The following is a 23,443-nucleotide window of genomic DNA, read 5'->3' as shown; positions in this document are numbered from 1 at the left end:
GAAAATTCGAGGTGGTAAAAATGATTTATGTGTATGTAGGATTAGGAGGTGCGATCGGAAGTTTTTTAAGATTTTTTGTGTCGCATATCTCACTACCGCACTGGAATCAATTCCCTCTTGGGACACTTATCGTTAATTTACTTGGATCTTTTATACTGGGGTGGTTTGCTGCTCGAATGATGCCGCTACATACGATTAGTAAAGAGTTGAAAACGGCTTTTTCAACGGGTGTAATCGGTTCTTTTACTACTTTTTCAACTTTAAGTGTAGAGTCAGTTCAATTATTTGAAGAATCACATTTTGGAATATTGTTTGTTTATTTATTCTTAAGTATATTCGTTGGAATGCTGATTACGGCTTTTGGATATTTTCTAGGTATTCGTAAGGCGGTAAGTCAATGACGATTTGTTACGTTTTACTGGGTGGATTTCTAGGATCAATTTCAAGATTCTATATTACAAAAAAATTAAATCATCGACTGCCATATGGCACTTTTTTAGTTAATATGATTGGTTCATTTTTATTAGGGTATTTCATTGGAGAAGGATATTCGAAAACGACGTTGGCTTTTTTAGCTAGTGGATTTTGCGGAGCATTTACCACTTTTTCAACATTAAATTTAGAATCATTTAAATTATATATTGAAAAGCGTCAAATCTCAGCGATTGCCTATTTATTATTAAGTTATATTGTTGGAATATTATTAGCATTTGTTGGATTGATGCTTGGTAAATAAGAAGAGCCTGCTACAGGCTTTTCTTTTTTTATGGACAATCTTGTAAATACTTGATCATTTCACAAAATGGGTTCTTTCATCATATTTTACTTAGAGAACTTTAATATTGGAGGATGCCATGATTATACATGTTGTACAAAGAGGAGAAGCTTTATGGCAAATTGCTAATCGGTATCAAGTAAGCATTGCACAAATGGTAACGGTTAATGGCTTAGAAAAGCCAAATCAGTTAGTTGTCGGTCAAGCATTAATTGTACCAATAAACGATTTAATTCATACCGTGAAATCCGGTGAGGCTTTATGGATGATTGCCGGGAGATATGGAACAACCGTTGATGCGATAATGAGAGCAAATCAAATCTCGAATCCAGCAGTCATTTATCCAGGAGCAACATTACGGATTCCTCCAACTCAACATACCGTTCAATCAGGTGAAACGCTTTGGCAAATCGCTCAACGCTATCAAACGACCATCCAAGAAATAATAAAAGCCAATCGAATTCAAAATCCCAATTCATTATATATAGGTATGGTTTTGACGATACCGAAAAGAAAGCCAATAATTGAATCCAATGCTTTTACGTATCATTCAGGCGAAGCCGCCGTTCAGATGGTTGGAGAGGTAGCAGAACATTTAACCTACCTTGCTCCCTTTGCATATGTCATTCAAGAAGACGGATCTTTGGTGCTTTATATGAAGGATGATACACAAGCAATTCAAACTGGGTTATCAAAACATGCAGTTCCAATGATGTCAATTACGAATTTCACCTCCTCTTCCACAGGGCATAATATTGCACATTCAGTTTTGGCAAGTGAGGAACATAGATCAAAATTATTAGAAAATATTTTAAAAATAATGAAAGACAAGGGATATAAAGGATTGAATATTGACTTTGAGAATGTTCTTCCACAGGACCGTGAATTATATAATCAATTTTTACAACGTGCGGTTGATGTTTTACACAAAGATGGCTATTTTGTTTCGACATCATTAGCACCAAAGGAATCTGCTGAACAAAAAGGATTATTATATGAAGCGCATGATTATGCCGCTCACGGTAGAATCGCTGATTTTGTTGTGTTAATGACTTATGAATGGGGTTATAGATTCGGAGCTCCACAAGCCGTTTCTCCTTTGAATAAAATTAAGCAGGTTTTAGATTATGCAGTAACCGTCATTCCGAGAAATAAAATTTTAATGGGCTTTCAGTTATATGCTAGAGACTGGGTCATTCCACATGTTCAAGGAAAGGAAGCAGAAACATATAGTCCCCAGGAAGCAGTTGCACGTGCGGTAAAATACGGAGCAATAATTCAATATGATCCTGTTGCGGCATCACCATTCTTTAATTATAAAGATGAACAAGGTAGAAACCATATTGTATGGTTTGAGGATGCTAGAAGTGCTCAAGCAAAATTTGATACGATAAAAGACTATAATTTAAGAGGAGTTAGTTATTGGGTATTAGGCTATCCTTATCCGCAAAATTGGGTGTTGTTAGAAGATAATTTTACGATTAAAAAATTAATGTGAAAATGCCAAGGCTATGCCCTGGCATTTTTTCTATGATTGTTGTTTTTCAGGTAACTCCTCTTGTTTCACTGATGGATACATTTTTCTACCTATTATCGTTTGAATAATTAAGAAAACTCCACCGACTGTCCAATATAATGGAAGAGCAGCTGGTGCTTTAAAGGAGAAAACAACGATCATAATAGGTGAGAGAAGTCCCATAAATTTCATCTGTTGTTGCTGTTGAATCGGCATATTTGCTTGAGACACTTTGAACTGAAAATAATAAGCGACTCCTGCAATTAGAGTAATCACGATATCTGGTTGCCCAAGACTAAACCATAAAAAGGAATGAGAGGCAATTTCTTCAGAACCGCGAATAGCATAGTAGAAGCCCATAAGAATTGGCATCTGTAATAATAACGGCAAGCACCCAATTGACATGGGATTGACATTGTGTTTTTTATATAATCCAAACATTTCCCTTTGGATTTCTTGTTGTTTTAATTTGTCTTTTTCAGCTTTTAATCGTTTTTGGATGTCATCCATTTCTGGTTTTAAACGATCCATTTTTCCCTTCATTTCCGCCTGATTTTTATACTGTTTTAGCATCAATGGTAGAAGGGCAAAACGAACAGCTAAAGTTAGTAAAATGATTGCGATCCCAAAGCTTCCACCAAAAAGGTTTGCGGTAAAATGTATCGCTGATTTAAATGGCCCGACTAAAAAGTGTTGAAAAAATGATGGATCGTTTCCACTTTGTGCTGAGCAACCTGTAAGGGTGAAGATAAGAATTGTCATCATTACTACGTAATATTTTTTCATATGTTTCCATTTCCTCCTAAAATAAAATAATTTTAATAGAAGAAAATAGAGTGGTTCGTTTCGTCAGAAGATGTTGCGTCTTTTCGACGGACGATTTGAATGATCCATATGAATAATAAATGGGATTTAGTTCGGAACTTTTTTAAAATGATTTGATGATCGTTTTTTTTATATTCGTAAGATTGATTTGCAAAGGAAGTATCTTCCCAGCTTTCAAAATTGATTGTCCAAATATATTTTAAGATAAGACTTAGAATTATCCCTGTATAGATGGCATAGATGGCATTGAGTTCAGTTAATTCACCAAAAAGTTCTAAAATAAGTCTCACCTCATTATTACACGAATGTATATAGTGTAATCGCGATCAAGAAATTATACAATAGAAGATTTTTACCTTTTACTTTAACACATTAAAGCACCGGGGGACTGTCCCCTAGTGCTTTAATGTGTTAAAGAGTTAATCTTCTATTTTTTGAAGCTTGCGATTTAGGGTTTGATAAAAACGATCTGCTTCGTCAACGGAAATCAGAAGACGATCTACTTTTTTTGTAAAGCCATATAGAAGGCTAGCTGTTATTTGATTATTTAATGCAATTTCAAACATCGGTTTCTCTTGAATGAAATCATTTACACGTGCATCAAAAGTATGTTCAAGCTCCTTTTTACTTAATTTCTCAGGACCGTTGTAATAGTTAAATTGAGAAATCGCTTGGAAAGGAACTTTAATTCTTTTCATTAGTCCAATCTGGACGATAAGATAATCTGAATTTATTTGAATAGGGGAGAGACGTGTCGCTTGAATCTCTGCCAAAAATAATAAAACTGAATACACGTTTAAAAATAAAAGTATATACGAAAGAATTGGATTTACTTGATGTAAGAAATAATGAATTCCAATCGTTTCAATAACAATGGCATGTATTAACATGATGTTTAATGCAATAACACTTGTTTTTTGATGATATGTAAAGGTTTCAACATTAACAGGTGCAAAAGGCTTCTTCCGATACGAAAATAATGAATAAAAATAAATAGACATTTCTGTTGACATTATTTTTTTTATTTGAGATTTTGGCATAACTGATTCTAAGGTAATGCTTATATTTTCGAAAAAATAAATCCCTTCAGTTGTACGTTTCTTAAAATCATTAATAAGAGTCGGCAGTTTTGTGAGGACTTTATAGAGAATAAATAATTCAAGTCCTATAATACAAACTTCGATTCCAATAACAATCCAAGTAATCTGTGAATATGTTTGCAGTAAGTCTTGTGGAATAATATAGTGTGCCGCTGCATAACCGCCAAGTATGGGAATGCAGATTGCCTTTATCGAATATTTTTTACGAATAATGAAAAAATATGTCATGATCGGAATGACAATAATAAAATCAATGAGAGAAGCAATAACGACATTTTTATCAAAAGGTAAGAAAATTGGTTGATGATACAAAGTGTAATTGGCAATTAAGATTAAAAATAATAAAGTTAGATAGATCCCCCATTTAGTCTTAGAAGTCTGATAAACCATATAAATCACCTCTATTTCCATTATATAGAATATGTATAAGGAATCAAATAAAAAAAGCTACACATTTTATGTGCAGCATCTAAATAGGGGGAGTTAAACAAATTAAGAAGTAAACTGACACTTCTTAGATAAGATATGCAGAGCGTTTTCTACTTGTGCATCAGTAGGTGGTTCAACATCTTTCAAAGGGTATTCTAGACCAAGTGCCTCCCATTTATAAACTCCCAACTTGTGATAGGGGAGAACTTCGATTTTCTGCACATTTTTTAAAGTACTGATAAAATCTCCCATCTTATTCAAATCCGTTATATCGTCTGTGACACTTGGAACAAGTACATGTCTAATCCAAATAGGTACTTGTTGTTCTGAAAGATGATGGGCAAATTCCAGAATATGATCATTGGGCAATCCAGTAAGTTGAATATGTTTTTTTCGATTAATATGTTTTAAATCTAGTAATATTAAATCCGTGTATTGGAGTAATTCCGATAATTGCTCTTGGAAGAGCTTTGCGTTTGAATAACATCCACCTGATGAATCTATGGTTGTATGGATTCCTTTTTTTTTGCATTCTTTAAAAAGCTCAATTAAAAAAGGAATCTGTAAGAGAGGTTCACCTCCACTTACTGTAATACCACCGTTTGAAGCTTGAATAAACGGAAGATAAGAAATCAAATCGTTCATGATATCGGAAACAGACATTTGCTTTCCAGTCCCAATTTCCCATGTGTCTGCATTATGACAAAACTGACAGCGTAAGAGACACCCTTGTGTAAAAACGACATATCGGATTCCCGGTCCATCTACTGTGCCTAGTGTCTCAATTGAATGAATGTTTCCGTTCATGATGAAAATCTCCTTTCGTTTAACAAGATGTGGACATTTATTTAGTCTTTTTTATAACGATTCATGGAATGTTCGATTAATCACATCTAATTGCTGTTCACGTGTTAGTTTAATAAAGTTTACTGCGTATCCAGAGACACGTATCGTTAATTGAGGATACAATTCTGGATGTTCCATCGCATCCATTAATGTCTCACGATTAAATACGTTTACATTTAAATGATGACCAGACTTTAATGAATATCCATCTAAGATAGATACGAGATTTCGAATTTGGCTTTCTTCTTCTTTTCCTAACGCCTTTGGTACAATAGAAAATGTGTTTGATATTCCATCTAATGCGTAATCATATGGTAACTTGGCAACCGATGACAGTGAGGCTAAAGTTCCTTTTGTGTCACGTCCGTGCATAGGGTTCGCACCAGGTGCAAATGGTTCTCCAGCTAAGCGTCCATCAGGAGTATTCCCTGTTTTCTTTCCGTAAACGACGTTTGAAGTAATCGTAAGAATAGATAAAGTATGGACAGAGTTACGGTACGTCAGATGTTTCCGAAGTTTTTTCACAAAGCTTTTAACCAATTCGACTGCTATTTCATCTACACGATCATCGTTGTTTCCGTATTTCGGATAATCACCTTTTGTTTCAAAATCAATGACGATACCATTCTCATCTCTGATTACTTTCACTTCACCATATTTTATTGCGCTTAAAGAATCGGCAACTACACTAAGGCCAGCGATGCCAGTTGCCATTGTTCTCATCACTTCAGTATCATGTAGGGCCATTTCAATCCGTTCATAGCTATATTTATCATGCATATAATGGATGACGTTTAAAGTATTTATATATAAATCAGCTAACCATTCCATCATTTGATCGAATTTTTCCATTACCTCATCATAGTTTAATATTTCTGAAGTGATTGGAGCATAATTTGGACCCACTTGAATCTTTATCTGTTCATCCATTCCACCATTGATCGAGTATAGTAGCGCTTTGGCTAAATTAGCACGTGCTCCGAAAAATTGCATCTGCTTACCGATTTCCATCGCGGAAACGCAGCAGGCAATACCGTAATCATCGCCATATTCTGGACGCATAATATCATCATTTTCATATTGGATGGAACTTGTTTTAATAGACATTTTCGCACAATATTTTTTAAAGTTTTCTGGTAGCTGTGGCGACCAAAGAACCGTTAAGTTTGGTTCTGGTGCTGGACCGAGATTATTTAAAGTGTGTAAAAAACGGAAGCTATTCTTTGTTACGAGTGGGCGTCCGTCTAATGCGATTCCGCCAATTGATTCTGTCACCCAAGTTGGATCACCGCTGAATAACTCGTTGTAATCTGGTGTGCGGGCAAATTTCACAAGCCTTAGCTTCATGATGAAATGATCAACCAGCTCTTGGGCAGCTTCTTCTGTTAAAGTGCCGTTCTGTAAATCACGTTCAATGTATATATCTAAGAATGTAGACACTCTTCCTAGACTCATTGCAGCTCCATTTTGTTCTTTAATTGCAGCTAAATAGCCGAAGTATAACCATTGAAATGCTTCCTTTGCGTTACAAGCTGACTCGGAAATATCAAATCCGTAGATATTTGCTAATTGTTTTAATTCATTAAGTGCACGAATTTGCTCCGAAATTTCTTCTCGTAGACGCATATTCTCTTCAGTCATAACTTTACTTGTTGTGGCAAGGTCCTTTTTCTTTTCGTTAATTAAGAAATCAACCCCATATAGGGCGACTCGACGGTAATCCCCAATAATACGTCCACGTCCGTATGCATCTGGTAGACCTGTAATGATACCAGCTTTCCTTGCAAGCATCATTTCATCTGTATAAGCATCAAAAACACCTTGATTATGGGTTTTGTGATAATCTGTAAAAATCTTTTCAACTTCTTTATTTAATTGATAACCATAAGCTTCACATGCTGACTTTGCCATTCGGATTCCACCAAAAGGCTGAAGCGAACGGTTAAAAGGTTTATCCGTCTGAACACCTACAATTTTTTCTAGCTCCTCATTTAAATATCCTGCTCCATGCGAGATGATGGTAGATACTGTTTCGGTATCCATCTCGAGAACTCCGCCTTTTTCTCGTTCTTGAGCTGTTAGCTCCATTACTTGTTCCCATAGCTTATTTGTAGCGGTAGTAGAACTTGTAAGAAAACGATCGTCACCATCGTATGGTTGGAAATTTTTTAAAATAAAATCTCTTACATTTACTTCATTTGTCCAAGTACCCTTAACAAATCCTGTCCACATATTCATGCATTCCACCTCATTTTAGATATAACAGATTTGATGGTTTTATCATAAAACTTATACTACAGATTATAGGTGATAAAAGTCACAATATACGATTGGAATTGTTAACAACTTGTGAAGTCAAAGTAAATTTCACATTTCAGACAAAAAGTCTTTATTATAACGAATGAAAACTATTAATTTCCTGAAACTGTACCATTATTTTTTTAATCAATTTATCTCTTCTGTTATATTTAAATTGTTTTAATAATTGCAAAAAGAAGAGACAGGAATAACTCTCCTGTCTCTTGTGTAAAAATTAGTCGACGACGATATAGGCAATCATTGGACCATTATGGTCTTTATCGGAATGTGTATCGCAAATTAAACGATAAGTACCTTCTTTATCAAAACTTAAAGGGACAACCGTTTCTTCACCTTTTTTAATCATTCCATTAATATTTGTTCCTTCGATTCTAAAAGGGTGTTCGTTCCCATTTACTCCGTAAATAATAAGATGAACTTTTTCGTCTTTCTCAAGGAAAATGGTTCCCGGATCCCAGCGGTAAGCTTCAATTACTTTTCCCTTGCTCGTTGTTGCTTTAAATTCCCCTGTGACCATATGGATTTCTCTAATCGCTTTTTCCGTATTTACGTTTGAAGCTGGAAGATCAGGTGATTTAATGATTAACCAAATTGATGCTGAAATAATGGAAATCCCAATTAAAAGGAATAAAAAGACAGTTCTTTTTTTCAAAACTAAAAATCCCACTCTATCACCTCCGTTCACTTGCTTTCTTAATGAAACTTCTTTAGCCATACATGTTGCTGTAATTCTTAAACTGCTTGTCTTTTAAACTATATGCTTAAAGGGTAGGGAAACTTGTCTAAGTTTTTCTAAAGATTCTTTACAAAAATGGTTTGGCAGATTAATAATGATGGAAGAAGGGGGGATCCGATGATTCATATCCTTATTGCAAATCGAGAACGTTATGAAACAAATGGGATGGAATGGTTGTTAAAATCAAATGACGCCTCGTTAAATATTGGACAAGCTAATAATCTATCCGAGTTGATTCATAAAATGGAAAGTTTTCCAGTAGATATTTTAATCCTTGAAATCGAGATATTAGCTCAAAGTGATCAAGAAAAAATTTTGAAATGGATTAAGGTATTAAGACCAAGGGTTATTGGGATAACTTTGGAATCAACATTTGAAACTGCGATGAAGGCAATTGACATAGGGGTGGATCAATTATTGTTAAAACCAGTATCCCCTGAGCAACTGCAACGAAGTGTTCAAACTATAGTAAGGGAAATAAAATCAAATCAGCTTTTTAGTCCAGTGATGAAAAAGCAGAAAAGTAAAATCGAATTAACTCAACTTTTCAATGATGATGAAACAACTGCAAAAGAATTTGTTTTTTTAGGTTTTAAAGTCGAAATACCTTCGGAAATAAATAAATTGTTTTCCTTTTTAAAAGATTACTCCTTTCAAAAGGAAATTGAATTTTTCTCCTTATCCGATTGTATTATTGGGATTGCAATGGAGGAGAAATTGCCCTGGTATGAGGAATGCCAACGATTATTACGGGATTGGCAGTTATATGAGTCCCAACCACTTTCCATCGTCATTTCTCTACCGACAGATAGAAATATAACCATACATGGTCGTTATCTAGAAATAAATAAACTTCTCGACGCAACGTTTTTTACAGGTTTCAACCGGGTAATACAATATGAAGAGGAAATAAAATGGAAGGTGATCGATCCATTTTTAACTCCGAGTGATCAAAAGCTTTGGATTGATTTCCTCAATCAGTCGAATTTATCAGGAATCAAAGAGTGGTTGTATATGGAATTTCTTCATTTGGGAGTGCCGTATCCAGATCCAGGGTTAATTAGAATTCGGTTGACAAGCATTCTAGCGCAAATTCGAAGATACATGAAAGAGAAAACAGTTTTTTTGGAGCTTGAAGAAGATTATTTAAATTTATTTAATCAGGTTTTATATTCAACGATTATTTATCGAAATGTTCAAGAATTAATTTTGTTTACTTCGAAAATTTTTAATTTGAAAGAAATAGTTAGCGATCAAAAAAAGGATTTAATCGAAAATTGTCTTGATTATGTTTATACCCATTTTTGGAACTCCCAATTAACATTAGAAGGGATTGCAGAGATATTTAACCGTAATCCTGCTTATTTAAGTAGTTTATTTGTCCAAAAACAAGGAAAATCTTTTCGCGAAATACTAAATGATGCGAGAATCAATAATGCTAGAAAACTTTTAAGTGAAACAGACTTATCAATAAAAGAAATTTCCAATCTATGCGGATTTTCTAATCAACAATATTTCACACGAGTATTTAAGCAAAAAAATAATCAAACACCGAACCAATACAGAGGTCAAAACACATAAAAACAATTGACCTCTTTTACACTGTAAAGCACTGGGGGACTGACCCCCAGTGCTTTACAGTGTAAAAGTATTAATCTGAGTTTATTCCAAAAACCTTAAATATATATAAAAACACTATGATAATATCTTGTTTATGTACTATCAACCTAATAAAATTATAAAAAATTCAGTAAAAATATTCTACTTTTCTGATAATAGTTTCGGTAGACTATACGTATAAACATATTTGGAGGGATAGAGATGAAAGCGGATACAAAACGGGTTATTGAAAACTACAAAGGTACAGAGCTTCATACGAAAGGTTGGATTCAAGAAGCAGCATTAAGAATGTTAATGAATAATCTTGATCAAGATGTTGCAGAAAATCCAGCAGATTTAGTAGTGTATGGTGGGATCGGTAAGGCAGCACGTAACTGGGATTGCTATGATGCAATTGTTGATACTCTAAAAAATCTAGAAAGTGATGAAACACTTTTAATTCAATCTGGGAAACCAGTTGCGGTATTCCGTACGCATTCAGATGCTCCAAGAGTATTACTAGCAAACTCAAATCTAGTTCCTGCATGGGCTAATTGGGAAACATTCCATGAGTTAGATAAAAAAGGCTTAATGATGTATGGGCAAATGACTGCTGGCAGTTGGATTTATATTGGAAGCCAAGGAATTGTTCAAGGTACTTATGAAACCTTCGCGGAGTTAGCACGCCAACATTTCTCTGGAACTTTGAAGCAAACCATCACATTAACAGCAGGTCTTGGGGGAATGGGTGGAGCTCAGACCCTTGCTGTAACAATGAATGAGGGTGTGTGTATCGCTATTGATGTGAGTGAAACAAGTATTCAACGCCGTTTAGATACGAAATATTTAGATGTGAAAACTGAAAGCTTAGATGAAGCGATATTAATGGCAAAAGAAGCAAAGGCAGCTGGCAAACCTTTATCCATTGGTTTATTAGGAAATGCGGCAGAAATTTTACCACAAATGATTGAAAAAGGATTCATTCCAGATGTACTGACAGATCAAACCTCAGCTCATGATCCGTTAAATGGTTATGTTCCTGTAGGATATAGTTTAGAAAAAGCAGCAGAATTAAGAACGGCAGATCCAACTGAATATGTAAAGTTATCAAAGAAAAGTATGGCTATCCATGTTGAGGCAATGCTTGAAATGCAAAAACGTGGAGCGATTACATTTGATTACGGTAATAACATCCGACAAGTAGCTAAGGATGAAGGGGTAGAAAATGCTTTTGATTTCCCTGGTTTCGTTCCGGCGTATATTCGTCCACTTTTCTGTGAAGGTAAAGGACCATTCCGCTGGGTAGCTTTATCGGGAGACCCAGAAGATATTTATAAAACGGATGAAGTGATTTTAAGAGAATTCGCTGATAATGAGCATTTATGCAAGTGGATCAAAATGGCTCAGGAAAAAATTCAATTCCAAGGTCTACCTTCTCGTATTTGCTGGTTAGGTTATGGAGAGCGTGCTCGTTTTGGGAAGATTATTAATGATATGGTGGCAAGTGGAGAATTGAAAGCGCCAATCGTTATCGGTCGAGACCATTTAGATTCTGGTTCTGTTGCTTCGCCGAACCGTGAAACAGAAGGCATGAAGGACGGCAGTGACGCAGTATCCGATTGGCCGATATTAAATGCAATGATTAATGCAGTTGGAGGAGCAAGCTGGGTATCGGTTCACCATGGTGGTGGTGTAGGAATGGGTTATTCCTTACACGCAGGTATGGTCATCGTTGCTGATGGAACGGAAGCGGCAGAGAAAAGATTAGAGCGAGTGTTAACTTCTGACCCTGGTATGGGAATTGTTCGTCACGTGGATGCTGGCTATGATTTGGCCATTAAGACAGCGAAAGAAAAAGGCGTTCACATTCCGATGATGAAATAAGGAGGGCTAATTGTGCAGACAAAACCAATCTTCATTGAAAACGCAGAACAATTGATCACCTTAAAAGGTCAATCGGAGAAACCTGCAACCAATGATCGGATGAATGAGCTTTCGATCATCGAAAAAGGTGCCATTTGGATAGAAAATGGGAAAATCGTAGATGTTGGATCGAGTGCTGAATTAAGACAAAAATATCAGAGCCAACTAGATTTCGCGGAATACATTGATGCAACTGGAAAAATTGTGCTCCCAGGTCTAGTGGACCCACATACACATGTTGTCTATAAAGGTAGTCGAGAAGAAGAATTTAATATGAGATTAAATGGTGCTACCTACATGGAAATTATGAATGCAGGTGGCGGTATCCACTCCACCACTTCTAAAACGAGAGCTGCTTCAGAAGACGAATTATTTTTTGAAAGTAACCAACGCTTAGATAAATTCCTTCTACACGGTGTAACAACGGTCGAGGCGAAAAGTGGATACGGAATGGACTGGGAGACCGAATATAAGCAATTAAAGGTTGCAAAGCGATTACATGATGAACATCCGATTGACTTAGTTAGCACCTTTATGGGAGCGCACGCAGTTCCAAAGGAATATAAGGAAAATCCAGATGCATTTGTTGATCTTGTAATAAACGAAATGCTGCCAAAAGTTGCCGCAGAAAAACTAGCTGTTTTCAATGATGTTTTCTGTGAAAGAGGTGTATTTACTCCAGAACAGTCACGAAAGATATTGGAAGCCGGCAAACAATATGGTTTGATTCCAAAAATTCATGCGGATGAAATTGAGCCATATGAAGGTGCGGAATTAGCTGCAGAAGTAGGGGCAATAAGTGCAGACCATTTATTAAAAGCGTCTGACAAAGGAATTAAGGCTATGGCAAAAAAAGGCGTGATCGGAGTGTTACTGCCGGGCACTGCATTCTTCTTAATGACAGAAGCAGCTAATGGGCGAAAAATGATTGACATGGGCTTGCCAGTTGCAATCTCAACAGATTGTAATCCAGGCTCGTCGCCAACTGTATCTACACCAGTGATTATGAATTTGGCTTGTCTTCATATGGGTTTAACGCCTGCCGAAGTGATAACGGCTACAACGATCAATGCTGCACATGCCATCAATCGGGCAAGTGAAATTGGTAGTTTAGAAGTTGGTAAGAATGCAGATGTGCTTATTGCCAATGTACCGAATTACATGCAACTTCAATATCACTTTGGTATGAACCATACTGATACAGTCATTAAAAAAGGTAAGGTAGTTGTCCAAGGAGGAAGAAGATGTTAAACCTTCCAGTAGAGTTTCCTTCGTTTTATTGGTCACAAAGTAAAACAGCGGTTGATTTAAAAGTGAAGGATTGGATTGAACAAAGAAAACCACAGGATGAGGAAGAAATTTTACAAAAAGATTGGGATATTTTGTTACTAGGTGCACCACTGTCGAGATCCTCCATAAGTGCTTCGGGGGCTTCTGAATTTCCTGAGCATTTTCGCAAGTCTTGGAAAGGATTCACCACCTACAATATTGAAACTGATCAGGATCTAAGAGATTTACAAGTTCTTGATTTGGGTGACATTGAGATGCATGTAACAGATATTAGTCGATGTCATTCCAATATCAAAAATGCAATGTCTGGACTATGTCAAGCTAAACCTAATGCACTACCTTTTACTATTGGTGGTGACCATTCCATTACGGCTATGCTTGTTTCTGGATTAAAGATGGCTGAGCCAGACAGAAAAATAGGGATTCTTCAGTTTGATACACATTTGGATTTACGGGATTTAAAAGACCAAGGTCCATCAAACGGAACTCCAATTCGAAATTTAATTGAAAATGGAGTGATAGATGGCCGGGATGTGTATAATATCGGATTACATGGTTTTTTCAATGGACCTTCTTTAATTAGCTATGCAAAAGAACAAGGGGTTAATTATATCACATTAAAGCAAGCAAGAATGAAAGGGATGGTTGAAACGGTTCAAAGGGCTGTTGAAGAATTAGAATCAAAAGTGGATTCTATTTATGTAACCATTGATATGGATGTGTTAGACATTTCTTATGCTCCAGGGGTACCTGCCTCTACACCGGGTGGAATGAGAACTGACGAGCTATTTGATGCCATATTTACAGCAGGGATGTCTTCGAAAATAAGGGCAGTCGATATCGTTTGTCTTGATCCCAATCGTGACCTTGCGGCGGCGCCAACGGTAAAGGCGGGCGTTCACACCTTTCTATCTTTTGTCTCAGGTTTTATGAACAAGAAATAAAAGCAGGGGTCTGTACAGTAATGTATCAGACCCTTTAATATTCTTACTGTAATTTACTTTCAACCTGCTGGCATACTTCATCGGCACTTAAGCCGTTTGCATCAATGACTGAACCAGAAGTAAACGTATCGTGCATTCCCATCATATTGGAGTCTAATCCAGTAACTACACAGCACGAGCAATCCTTTGCATCGGATTCATTTTTTAATGCTACAACCTCATGCCCTTTTTCACGTAAAGCCTCTTGAATGTTTGTAAGGGATTGTTCTACACCAATTTTAGCCATTATAAAAACACCTCCTCCAAAGTTTAAGATTTCCATTCAATATGGGGTTTATTCTTTTTTTTACCGAATAAATGCCAAAGCTTTATGAGAGGATATGGATATGGAGGTGACGGCATGGGTAAGAGAAAAAAGGATCCTTCAACCATTGGATTAAATTCTCCTCAAGTAGAAGGACAAGGCACAACAAACCAAGAAACTGGTCGTATGAAAGCATCTTCATCGCGTAAGAAACAGGACAAAAATTTGTAAAATGCAAACAAAAGGAGCCGATCGGATCGGCTCCTAAAAAATTATGCATACATCGCAGAAACTTGTTTTTGTAATTCAGCGTTTTCTAGATACTCATCATAAGTCATGACTTTATCAACTAATCCACTTGGTGTTAGTTCCATAATACGATTCGCAATTGTATGAACAAATTGATGGTCATGCGAAGCAAAGATCATTGAGCCTTTATAGTTAATTAAGCCATTATTTAATGCAGTAATAGATTCTAAATCAAGGTGGTTTGTCGGTTCATCTAGAAGTAAAACGTTCGAACCACTTAACATCGCTTTTGATAGCATGCAACGAACTTTCTCTCCTCCTGAAAGAACGCTTGCTTTTTTCAAAACTTCCTCACCTGAGAAAAGCATTCTTCCTAAGAATCCACGTAAAAAGCTCTCACTATCATCTTTAGGTGAGAATTGACGAAGCCAATCAACTAAATTAAGGTCACAGCCTTCGAAAAACTCTGAATTGTCCTTAGGGAAATACGCTTGTGATGTAGTAATACCCCATTTAAATGTTCCACTATCAGCTTCCATTTCACCCATTAAGATTTTAAATAATGTTGTTTTGGCGATTTCATTTTTTCCGACAAGAGCGATCTTGTCATCTTTGTTCATGATAAAACTGATGTTATCAAGTACTTTCACGCCATCAATCGTTTTCGTTAAGCCATCAACACGCAATAAATCATTTCCGATTTCTCTTTCAAGCGAAAAGCCAACATAAGGGTAGCGGCGGGAAGATGGTCTAATATCATCTAAAGAAATTTTATCTAACAATTTCTTTCTAGATGTTGCCTGCTTTGATTTAGAAGCATTGGCACTAAAGCGGGCAACGAATGCTTGAAGCTCTTTAATTTTTTCTTCCTTTTTCTTATTCGCATCTTGAGCCATTTTTTGCGCAAGTTGGCTAGACTCGTACCAGAAATCATAGTTTCCAACATAAATTTGAATCTTACTGAAATCTAAGTCTGCAATATGTGTACATACTTTATTTAAGAAGTGACGGTCATGGGAAACAACGATGACTGTATTTTCGAAGTTAATCAAAAATTCCTCTAACCATTGAATTGCTTTAATATCTAAATGGTTGGTAGGCTCATCGAGTAATAGTACATCTGGTTTACCAAAGAGCGCTTGAGCAAGCAACACTTTTACTTTTTCTCCACCTGTTAAGTCAGCCATTAATTTCGTATGCAGGTCTTCTGTAATTCCTAAACCTTTTAACAAAATAGCTGCTTCAGATTCAGCTTCCCAACCATTTAATTCGGCGAACTCACCTTCTAGTTCCGCAGCCTTCATTCCGTCTTCGTCTGTGAAATCCTCTTTCATATAAATCGCATCTTTTTCCTGCATCACTTCATATAATCTCGCATGTCCCATAATAACAACTTTTAGGACCTCTAAATCTTCGTATTCGAAGTGATTTTGCTTTAGGACTGCTAAACGTTCGTTTGGTCCTAATGAAACATTTCCAGTCTGTGCTTCGATCTCACCTGAAAGTATTTTTAAAAAGGTTGATTTACCTGCACCATTGGCACCGATTAATCCGTAGCAGTTTCCTGGTGTGAATTTTATATTAACATCTTCAAAAAGCTTGCGGTCACCATATCGTAAACTAACGTTTTGTACTGTAATCATTTTTGCTTTTCCTCCATAACAAATTATCCTTAAAAGTATAGCACATCTATGATGGAATTCCTATTTATCTAATTAGAATCTGTTAAATTGTCTTTGATTTTAAGTATTTATCGGAAATATTTATTTGAAAATTACAAAAGTGAAAAGGAAATTGAAAATGAAAGGAGAAATATATTGGGAAAGGGGTGAATGTATTGCAAACAATAGAAGTAAAAGTGAAACCAAATAATATGAGAAAAAGAAAAATCGTTATTTGGACTGTTGTTTCACTACTGGTATTTATTTATTTAATTGTTTTAGGTTCTAATATTTTTTTAGCAAGATCATTACCAAAAACAAGTGGTGAACTAAAATTATCTAGTTTAATAGAACCTGTATCGGTAGTAAGAGATTCCATGGGCGTTCCGCATATCCAAGCGGAGAACGAGCATGATCTTTATTTAGCCCAAGGTTTTATCCAGGCACAAGACCGCATGTTCCAAATGGATTTAAGTAGAAGGCAAGCTTCAGGAAGATTAAGTGAAGTTATTGGTGAAGCAACAGTCGAAAGGGATAAATATTTTCGAGCATTAGGATTGAGAAGGGCTGCAGAAGCTTCTTTTTCGCAATATTCGGAGCAAGGGAAAGATACATTAAACTGGTTTGCTGAAGGCGTAAATCTGTATATGGAGCAAGCAAAGAAATCGAATAAATTACCGATTGAATTTACGATCCTAGGTTATCAACCGGAGGAATGGGATGCAGTTGATTCGCTAACAATTGGAAAATATATGGCGTTTGATTTAGGTGGGCATTGGGAAGATCAAGCCTTTAGGCAATATTTATTGCAAAAGTTCCCGAAAGAAAAGGCTTACGATTTATTTCCATCGTATCCTAAAGACGCACCTTATATTATTGGTAAGAATGAGATTGATCTAGAAAAGTCTCTTGCTAAAGCAGTTATTCCTCATGAATTTAATGGAAGTAATAACTGGGTGGTTGCAGGTGAAAAAACTAAGTCAGGAAAACCACTTCTTGCAGATGACCCCCATTTATCATTAGGTACACCATCGATCTGGTATCAAATGCATTTAGAAGCACCAACTGTAAATGTAAGTGGCGTCATTTTTGCAGGAATACCGGGAATCATTCTTGGTCATAACGAATCAATCGCTTGGGGTGTAACGAATACTGGCCCAGATGTACAAGATTTATATATTGAAAAAAGAAATCCAGATCATCAGGACGAATTTTTATACATGGACAAATGGGAAAAGGCGAAGGTCATTAAAGAACCGATTAAAGTGAAGAAAGGGAAAACGATTGATTATGAGGTTACTGAAACACGTCATGGTCCAATCATTTCAGAATTCGCTGGTGAGACAGGTAAAGAGTTCGTTTTATCGCTTCAGTGGACCGCATTAGAACCATCATCTGAACTTGAAGCGGTATTGGAAATGAACAAAGCCAAAAATTGGGATGAATTTGAAAAGGCATTGGAAGATTTTCATACACCAACACAAAACTTTGTGTTTGCATCCAATGATGGAACGATCGCTTATAAAGCAAATGGAAAAATACCAATCCGGAAAAAAGGGGATGGCTTATTACCAGTACCTGGATGGACAGGAGAATACGATTGGATCGGCTACATTCCATATAATGAGCTTCCGAGAATCGTTAATCCGAAACAAGGCTTTATCTCAACTGCAAATAATAAAGTGATTAGTGATGAATATCCTTACCACATAAGTCATAATTGGGCACAACCATATCGACAAATGAGAATTCAAGAATTTCTAAAAGAAAAAGATAGCTTAACGCTTAAAGACATGCAAGCATTACAAATGGATCAAAAAAATTTGCAAGCGCAAGAGTTTGTTCCAATGTTATTAAGTAACCTTTCTGGGAATCTAACGGAACAACAAAAACTAATTGTTAACAATTTAAAGGATTGGAACTATCAAGACAATAAGGACATGGCAGAGCCGCTTATTTTTCATTTATGGATGAAAAATATAAAGACAAATTTATTCCAAGGAGATATTCCTGACGAGATGATGGGTTTATTTGGCGGACAAAAACAAGCAGTAGACGAATTATTGCGACGTGCAAATGAAGGAAACCCAGGACCTTGGATCACTGAAAAAGGTGGTTTAAAGGAAATAGTGCAAATTTCCTTTGAAGATACATTGAAAGAAATTAAGAGTTTATTCGGAGATAATATGGAAGATTGGAAGTGGGGGGAATTCCACCAAGTTCAATTTACACATCCGCTTTCTTCTGTAAAACCACTTAACTATTTGTTTAACTTTGATAAAAATATCCCAGTTGGCGGTAGTTCCGTAACAGTCCAAGCTGCATCCTTCCGTGAAGACGGAATCGTGAATCATGGTGGATCATGGCGTTTTGTTATTGATACATCTGACCTAACATCAGGTTATCATCTTGTAGGACCGGGTCAATCTGGCCATGTATTAAGTAAGTGGTATCATAACCAAATGGATGACTGGGCAAAAGGTGAATACCATCTAACAAGTTTAAAGGAGAAAGTAGGGAAGAAGTTAATATTAAAGCCATAAAGTGAAACTTCCATCAGTGAGGGGCTCTTCATCCCCCACTGATGGTTAGTTGAACAAATCACGCTCAGAACGGCACGTCCTGTGCCTTCGCCTGACAAGGACATCCTGTCCGTCGTCGGAACTTTACAGGCAGTTGATCCCCGACTTCTCTTCTTTATCGATCCTGAAACATGAGGTGGGGGTCTTACTGCCCGTTGTGTTGGGATAAATTGTAAATATTCAAAAAATATTCTGTAAAATTAAAAAATCTTCTCAAATTTTTCTTTTAAATCGGTTATAATGAAAATAGTTGGTTTTAAAGAGAAGGGGAAGCTTGCCATGGCAAAAAAGAAAATACTTGATTTGGTCAATCGATTAAAACAGTCTGGAATAAAAGTAAGTTTGACGAAACCAAAATCAAACTACCACTTACCATTACTTACGAATCAACATTGCTCGGCAAAATAGGAAACAGCGGTCATCGTTTATGAATGACCGCTGTTTTTTAATCGATATTTTCCATGATTTCATCAAATACTTCTTTTTTATTAAATTCTGTACCCATTGGAAATTTCTTTATAAACTTATTTTCTTCATCCACTAAGAACGTAAAGGAGCTATGAACGAAATATCCGTCGCCTGGATCACGATATTGAAATTGCAAAGCATCTGAAACTTTCCGAGTGTTTTCATGTGCTTGTTTAATATTTTTGGAATCCCCAGTTAGAAAAAGCCAACTGCCATCGTTTTCTATTTCAAATGTATTCATATATTTTTTCAGAACATCGGGTGTATCACGGTAAGGATCAATGGTAATAGTAATAAATTCGACTTTTTTTCCAAATACACCTTCATCGATTAAGTCTGCTTTTAATTGATTCATTTTTTGTGTAGTGGTAGGGCAAATATCAGGACAGTTCGTGTAAATAAATTCGACTAACTTGACATTTTTATGGTCATCGCCAAAACGGTATTCCTCTCCATTTTGGTTTAATAAAATAACATCTTTTGGGATATGGGCATTGTTATCTCTGATCAAAAAGACTGAGATTCCGGCAGTAATTCCAAATAATATTAATATGGAACTAATAATATATACTTTCTTCATGTTTAAAACCTCCTTACTAACTAAGATAATGAAATTTATAGGAAAAGGAAATGGATAATTTGTGAACAAATAAAAAGGGATAGTTAGGGTTCATTCGATTTTACAGAAAGAAACAGGACAGTTTTCACAAGCAATTTCACTTTTTAAAAAATCAAGATTATGTATTGTAATGGTTTTCCTGTTGATAGAGATTATTTTCATTTTTCTTAATTGAGATATCATTCGGCTAACATTTTCTCTTGCTGATCCAGTATAGCTTGCTAAATCTTCGTTTGTTAATGGAACGGTGATAACAATTCCATTTTCGTGGTGTTCACCATAGCTATTGCTTAAGCGAATTAATGTAGAGTACAAAGCCCCTTTTCTCCCATGTAAAACAAGATCACGAAATCTAGTAATTGTTTTTCGATAATGCGCATTCATCCATTTCATAAATTCAGTAGCTAATTTTGAATTTTTTAACAGTGACTGTTCTAATAATTCAATATTGATAGCTGCAACTTTACAATCCTCAATGGTATACGCATTAAAAAAATATTTAGGATTTTTCGTGAACAAGGTTAATTCTCCGATGATATCATTTTTTTGACATAGTCGTAGACTTAGAGCTCTTCCTTCTGCATTCAGCTTAAAAATTTGAATTTTACCAGATATTATAATAAACAATTCCTCAGCGAATTGACCTTCTCGGAAGAGATATGCCCCTTTTTTAATCGTGATTTCCTTTTGAGCTATTTTTAGGACTTCACTAATTTTATTATTTTGGGGAGAAAATCGGTCTAGCTCCATAATTACCACCCTATCCAGCTTATTAATATTAATTTATAGTTTTAGAACTGATGAGGTCAATGAATGATTTGTGACAGTTTCATAGGAGAAGGCGCAAGTCAAAAAGTATTGGATAAATTTTGTTGACATTTTTTAAATTAATGAGTAAGATATTGGTAAATTCTTTTAATAAAGGGAGTATGTTGTATGTTAGGTGTTGTTCTTAACTAACCGTTAATTAAATACGGACATTCTAGGCTAAGTCTTCCGAAACCGGAGGTCTATTTATCCATTGCCTTGGAATGATTGTTAAGAACAATGGTCATAGCAGACAAAACTATCTCTTCAATTCAAGCTATGCTTCATTTTGCATGGCTTTTTAATTTGATTAGTTAGGTATGTTTTATGTTACTCATAAATTAAACACAGGGATACCTGGGTTTGTTTTTGGGGCCTTAATGACGTTTGTTCATTAAGGCCTTTTTGTTTTTCCATTTTTTATTGATATCAGAAAAAGGAGCTATTAACATTGAATAATCAAACTTTTGAAGTATTGGAATTTACTCGAATTAAGGAAATGATTGCAAGCTATGCATTAACAAATGAAGGGAAAAATCAAGTTCTAGGTTTATTGCCGTCAGTAAATAAAAGACAAATTGAAGGCTGGCTAGCTGAACTTTCGGAAGCTGTCGCTATTTTAAAAATGAGTAGCAGCGTTCCGGTTCATGGATTGGATGGAATGGAACAAATTTTAAAAGGATTGAATAAGGGGGTAGCCTTAAAAACAGATCAATTAATGAAATTACAACATTTTTTAGATTCCTGTAGTAAGATGAGGAGGTTCATGAAAGATAAAGAATATGTTGCACCTACTGTAGCCTCTTATGTTCAATCTATATCGGATTTACCTAATTTAGAGGCGGAAATCATCAGATGCATTCGAAATGGGGCTATTGATGATTATGCGAGCAAAGAATTATTAAAAGTTAGGAAGCAAAAATCTATTCTTGAGGATCGATTGAAAGAAAAAGTAATGCAAGTTTTAAAATCTTCGAAATATAAGACATATTTACAAGAAGCAGTGGTAAGCCAGCGGGAAGGACGATTTGTTATCCCGATTAAAAAAGAATATCGAAATAAAATAAAAGGGAATGTTATTGATACGTCAGCATCCGGTTCGACTATTTTTCTAGAACCAGAGGAAATTGCACTCGGTCAGGAGCAACTGAATTGGGTCATCATGGAAGAGGAGCAAGAAGTAGAAAAAATCCTATATTATTTAACGGGGTTAGTGGAAAGTCACGAAGCAGAGATCCGTTTAGCAATGGAAGTCATGATTCATTATGATTTTTTATTTGCCAAAGCAAAATATAGCCGATTGATTAGTGGTTTACCAGTAGGAATGAATGAAGAACATCATATCCATTTAATTAATGCAAAACATCCTTTATTAGGTTCAAACGCGATTCCATTAAATGTGGAACTAGGAAATGGCTGTCACTCACTGGTCATAACAGGACCAAATACAGGTGGTAAAACAGTTACGATTAAAACAGTTGGATTGCTCACACTGATGTTCCAATCCGGTCTCCATGTACCAGTAGCAGAAGGCTCGCAAATGAGTATTTTTCATAAAATCCTTGTGGATATTGGTGATGGGCAGAGTATTGAACAAAATTTAAGTACATTCAGTTCAAGGATAGTTAACATTGTTGATATTTTAAAAGAAGCGAATGATCGTACACTAGTATTATTAGATGAATTAGGTTCGGGCACAGACCCTGGGGAAGGGATGGGCTTAGCAACAGCTATATTAGAACAATTATATTTGAAGGGCTGTACGATCTTTGCTACCACTCATTATAGTGAGATTAAGGAATTTGCTCACCATCATGATGGGTTTATAAATGGATCAATGGAATTTGATTTAAATACTTTAAGACCTACGTACAGATTAATTATTGGTCGCGGTGGAGATAGTCAAGCATTTGCGATTGCACTTAAGCTCGGCTTACACCCTAAAATAATCGAAAAAGCACATTTTATTACTTACAAAGAGCATAAGACTTTTGATTTTAATGAATGGGATTCTCGGTCTAAATTAGAAATGGATAAGCAAATCATTATTAATCGACATCAAAATCGTTCGAAAAAACAAAAAGAGATATTGAATGTTCAGGTATACTCGATGGGAGATAATGTGCGGGTAAGTCCTTCGGATGAAATAGGGATCGTCTATACAGGACCAGATTCCAAGGGAAACTATATTGTACAGGTAAAAGGAATAAAACATGAGGTTAACCATAGAAGGCTAAAACTATATATTTCGAAAGAAGAATTATATCCAGCTGATTACGATTTCGACATCGTGTTCGACACAAAAGATAATCGCAAGAAAAAGAAACTAATGGATAAAAGACATATCGATGGACTTACTATCCAACGCGACAATGAGAAAGCTTAATAGTTACTTTAACACACTAACGCACTGGGGGACTGACCCCCGGTGCGTTAGTGTGTTAAAGGGTT

21 protein-coding genes are annotated in these 23,443 nt (G+C 35.8%); 11 read left to right on the top strand and 10 right to left on the bottom strand.

The genetic code is table 11. The annotated features are described in order from the left end of the window. Positions 1–20: 20 nt before the first annotated feature. The 3 genes from crcB to ACFSO7_RS16905 all read left to right on the top strand — a co-directional run bounded on the left by crcB (position 21) and on the right by ACFSO7_RS16905 (position 2,273). On the top strand, positions 21–401 hold the full coding sequence (gene crcB / locus ACFSO7_RS16915; RefSeq protein WP_377878515.1) for a fluoride efflux transporter CrcB: 381 nt from the start codon (positions 21–23) through the stop codon (positions 399–401). Further along, positions 398–736: a fluoride efflux transporter FluC gene (locus ACFSO7_RS16910; protein ID WP_377878514.1), complete on the top strand. Its 339-nt coding sequence runs from the start codon at positions 398–400 to the stop codon at positions 734–736. Before crcB ends, ACFSO7_RS16910 begins: the two co-directional genes overlap by 4 nt. A gap of 118 nt (positions 737–854) precedes the next feature. Next, positions 855–2,273 carry a LysM peptidoglycan-binding domain-containing protein gene (locus ACFSO7_RS16905; RefSeq protein WP_377878513.1) on the top strand — a complete coding sequence of 473 codons (1,419 nt, stop codon included), beginning with the start codon at positions 855–857 and terminating at the stop codon, positions 2,271–2,273. A 30-nt stretch (positions 2,274–2,303) separates the two neighbouring features. Here ACFSO7_RS16905 and yidC read toward each other — a convergent pair whose 3' ends face one another. The 6 genes from yidC to ACFSO7_RS16875 form a co-directional block, all read right to left on the bottom strand. Beyond that, positions 2,304–3,077: a membrane protein insertase YidC gene (gene yidC / locus ACFSO7_RS16900; RefSeq protein WP_377878512.1), complete on the bottom strand. Its 774-nt coding sequence runs from the start codon at positions 3,075–3,077 to the stop codon at positions 2,304–2,306. A gap of 32 nt (positions 3,078–3,109) precedes the next feature. Continuing rightward, positions 3,110–3,406: a hypothetical protein gene (locus tag ACFSO7_RS16895; RefSeq protein WP_377878511.1), complete on the bottom strand. Its 297-nt coding sequence runs from the start codon at positions 3,404–3,406 to the stop codon at positions 3,110–3,112. A gap of 129 nt (positions 3,407–3,535) precedes the next feature. Next, positions 3,536–4,606, bottom strand: coding sequence for a hypothetical protein (locus tag ACFSO7_RS16890; protein WP_377878510.1), 1,071 nt, complete (start codon positions 4,604–4,606; stop codon positions 3,536–3,538). A 102-nt stretch (positions 4,607–4,708) separates the two neighbouring features. Continuing rightward, entirely contained in the window at positions 4,709–5,452 is a 744-nt protein-coding gene (gene pflA, locus ACFSO7_RS16885) for a pyruvate formate-lyase-activating protein (RefSeq protein WP_377878509.1), read from the bottom strand. A 51-nt stretch (positions 5,453–5,503) separates the two neighbouring features. Beyond that, positions 5,504–7,729, bottom strand: coding sequence for a formate C-acetyltransferase (gene pflB, locus ACFSO7_RS16880; RefSeq protein WP_377878508.1), 2,226 nt, complete (start codon positions 7,727–7,729; stop codon positions 5,504–5,506). A 295-nt stretch (positions 7,730–8,024) separates the two neighbouring features. Further along, positions 8,025–8,477: a cupredoxin domain-containing protein gene (locus ACFSO7_RS16875; RefSeq protein ID WP_377878507.1), complete on the bottom strand. Its 453-nt coding sequence runs from the start codon at positions 8,475–8,477 to the stop codon at positions 8,025–8,027. 186 nt (positions 8,478–8,663) lie between these two features. Between ACFSO7_RS16875 and ACFSO7_RS16870 the strand changes: the two genes are divergently transcribed. From ACFSO7_RS16870 to ACFSO7_RS16855, 4 genes are all read left to right on the top strand, one after another. Next, positions 8,664–10,127, top strand: coding sequence for a helix-turn-helix domain-containing protein (locus tag ACFSO7_RS16870; RefSeq protein WP_377878506.1), 1,464 nt, complete (start codon positions 8,664–8,666; stop codon positions 10,125–10,127). A 240-nt stretch (positions 10,128–10,367) separates the two neighbouring features. Continuing rightward, on the top strand, positions 10,368–12,029 hold the full coding sequence (gene hutU, locus ACFSO7_RS16865) for a urocanate hydratase (RefSeq protein WP_377878505.1): 1,662 nt from the start codon (positions 10,368–10,370) through the stop codon (positions 12,027–12,029). A 12-nt stretch (positions 12,030–12,041) separates the two neighbouring features. Then, the gene (hutI, locus tag ACFSO7_RS16860; protein ID WP_377878504.1) at positions 12,042–13,319 is read left to right on the top strand and encodes an imidazolonepropionase; all 1,278 of its coding nucleotides are present in this window, start codon (positions 12,042–12,044) and stop codon (positions 13,317–13,319) included. Next, a complete protein-coding gene (locus tag ACFSO7_RS16855; protein ID WP_377878503.1) occupies positions 13,313–14,302 on the top strand; it encodes an agmatinase family protein in 990 nt (329 codons plus the stop codon). Before hutI ends, ACFSO7_RS16855 begins: the two co-directional genes overlap by 7 nt. Before the next feature lie 43 nt (positions 14,303–14,345). On the opposite strand, the gene ACFSO7_RS16850 is transcribed toward ACFSO7_RS16855, so the two are convergent. Then, the gene (locus ACFSO7_RS16850) at positions 14,346–14,588 is read right to left on the bottom strand and encodes a YkuS family protein (RefSeq protein WP_377878502.1); all 243 of its coding nucleotides are present in this window, start codon (positions 14,586–14,588) and stop codon (positions 14,346–14,348) included. 114 nt (positions 14,589–14,702) lie between these two features. Here ACFSO7_RS16850 and ACFSO7_RS16845 point away from each other — a divergent pair, with 114 nt between their 5' ends. Beyond that, the gene (locus ACFSO7_RS16845; protein WP_377878501.1) at positions 14,703–14,837 is read left to right on the top strand and encodes a YuzL family protein; all 135 of its coding nucleotides are present in this window, start codon (positions 14,703–14,705) and stop codon (positions 14,835–14,837) included. A gap of 41 nt (positions 14,838–14,878) precedes the next feature. Here the strand turns inward: ACFSO7_RS16845 and ACFSO7_RS16840 are convergent, their stop codons facing one another. Next, positions 14,879–16,498 carry an ABC-F family ATP-binding cassette domain-containing protein gene (locus ACFSO7_RS16840; protein WP_377878500.1) on the bottom strand — a complete coding sequence of 540 codons (1,620 nt, stop codon included), beginning with the start codon at positions 16,496–16,498 and terminating at the stop codon, positions 14,879–14,881. Positions 16,499–16,701: 203 nt separating this feature from the next. Here ACFSO7_RS16840 and ACFSO7_RS16835 point away from each other — a divergent pair, with 203 nt between their 5' ends. Together ACFSO7_RS16835 and ACFSO7_RS16830 are read left to right on the top strand one after the other, a co-directional pair. Continuing rightward, complete coding sequence (locus tag ACFSO7_RS16835) at positions 16,702–19,059, top strand: penicillin acylase family protein (RefSeq protein WP_377879456.1); 2,358 nt, start codon at positions 16,702–16,704, stop codon at positions 19,057–19,059. A gap of 318 nt (positions 19,060–19,377) precedes the next feature. Continuing rightward, positions 19,378–19,506, top strand: a complete 129-nt coding sequence (locus ACFSO7_RS16830; protein ID WP_377878499.1) for a hypothetical protein — start codon at positions 19,378–19,380, stop codon at positions 19,504–19,506. A gap of 37 nt (positions 19,507–19,543) precedes the next feature. Here the strand turns inward: ACFSO7_RS16830 and ACFSO7_RS16825 are convergent, their stop codons facing one another. Continuing rightward, a complete protein-coding gene (locus ACFSO7_RS16825) occupies positions 19,544–20,146 on the bottom strand; it encodes an SCO family protein (RefSeq protein ID WP_377878498.1) in 603 nt (200 codons plus the stop codon). A 90-nt stretch (positions 20,147–20,236) separates the two neighbouring features. Further along, positions 20,237–20,935, bottom strand: a complete 699-nt coding sequence (locus ACFSO7_RS16820; RefSeq protein WP_377878497.1) for a Crp/Fnr family transcriptional regulator — start codon at positions 20,933–20,935, stop codon at positions 20,237–20,239. Between the two features lie 508 nt (positions 20,936–21,443). Between ACFSO7_RS16820 and ACFSO7_RS16815 the strand changes: the two genes are divergently transcribed. Beyond that, positions 21,444–23,378, top strand: coding sequence for an endonuclease MutS2 (locus ACFSO7_RS16815; protein ID WP_377878496.1), 1,935 nt, complete (start codon positions 21,444–21,446; stop codon positions 23,376–23,378). Positions 23,379–23,443: the final 65 nt, after the last annotated feature.

Origin of the sequence: Bacillus sp. CGMCC 1.16607 (assembly GCF_042683745.1) — a bacterium.
In the GTDB taxonomy this organism is placed as follows: domain Bacteria; phylum Bacillota; class Bacilli; order Bacillales; family Cytobacillaceae; genus Pseudoneobacillus.
This window is presented reverse-complemented; position numbering and strand designations above follow the sequence as displayed.

What these genes read in the sequence shown, in the direction of transcription:
- ACFSO7_RS16830 (WP_377878499.1), top strand. Translation starts at nt 19,378, where the DNA reads ATGGCAAAAAAGAAAATACTTGATTTGGTCAATCGATTAAAACAGTCT.
- pflA (WP_377878509.1), bottom strand. Translation starts at nt 5,452, where the DNA reads ATGAACGGAAACATTCATTCAATTGAGACACTAGGCACAGTAGATGGA.
- ACFSO7_RS16850 (WP_377878502.1), bottom strand. Translation starts at nt 14,588, where the DNA reads ATGGCTAAAATTGGTGTAGAACAATCCCTTACAAACATTCAAGAGGCT.
- hutU (WP_377878505.1), top strand. Translation starts at nt 10,368, where the DNA reads ATGAAAGCGGATACAAAACGGGTTATTGAAAACTACAAAGGTACAGAG.
- ACFSO7_RS16855 (WP_377878503.1), top strand. Translation starts at nt 13,313, where the DNA reads ATGTTAAACCTTCCAGTAGAGTTTCCTTCGTTTTATTGGTCACAAAGT.
- ACFSO7_RS16870 (WP_377878506.1), top strand. Translation starts at nt 8,664, where the DNA reads ATGATTCATATCCTTATTGCAAATCGAGAACGTTATGAAACAAATGGG.
- crcB (WP_377878515.1), top strand. Translation starts at nt 21, where the DNA reads ATGATTTATGTGTATGTAGGATTAGGAGGTGCGATCGGAAGTTTTTTA.
- ACFSO7_RS16890 (WP_377878510.1), bottom strand. Translation starts at nt 4,606, where the DNA reads ATGGTTTATCAGACTTCTAAGACTAAATGGGGGATCTATCTAACTTTA.
- ACFSO7_RS16905 (WP_377878513.1), top strand. Translation starts at nt 855, where the DNA reads ATGATTATACATGTTGTACAAAGAGGAGAAGCTTTATGGCAAATTGCT.
- ACFSO7_RS16820 (WP_377878497.1), bottom strand. Translation starts at nt 20,935, where the DNA reads ATGGAGCTAGACCGATTTTCTCCCCAAAATAATAAAATTAGTGAAGTC.
- ACFSO7_RS16910 (WP_377878514.1), top strand. Translation starts at nt 398, where the DNA reads ATGACGATTTGTTACGTTTTACTGGGTGGATTTCTAGGATCAATTTCA.
- pflB (WP_377878508.1), bottom strand. Translation starts at nt 7,729, where the DNA reads ATGAATATGTGGACAGGATTTGTTAAGGGTACTTGGACAAATGAAGTA.
- yidC (WP_377878512.1), bottom strand. Translation starts at nt 3,077, where the DNA reads ATGAAAAAATATTACGTAGTAATGATGACAATTCTTATCTTCACCCTT.
- ACFSO7_RS16840 (WP_377878500.1), bottom strand. Translation starts at nt 16,498, where the DNA reads ATGATTACAGTACAAAACGTTAGTTTACGATATGGTGACCGCAAGCTT.
- ACFSO7_RS16825 (WP_377878498.1), bottom strand. Translation starts at nt 20,146, where the DNA reads ATGAAGAAAGTATATATTATTAGTTCCATATTAATATTATTTGGAATT.
- ACFSO7_RS16845 (WP_377878501.1), top strand. Translation starts at nt 14,703, where the DNA reads ATGGGTAAGAGAAAAAAGGATCCTTCAACCATTGGATTAAATTCTCCT.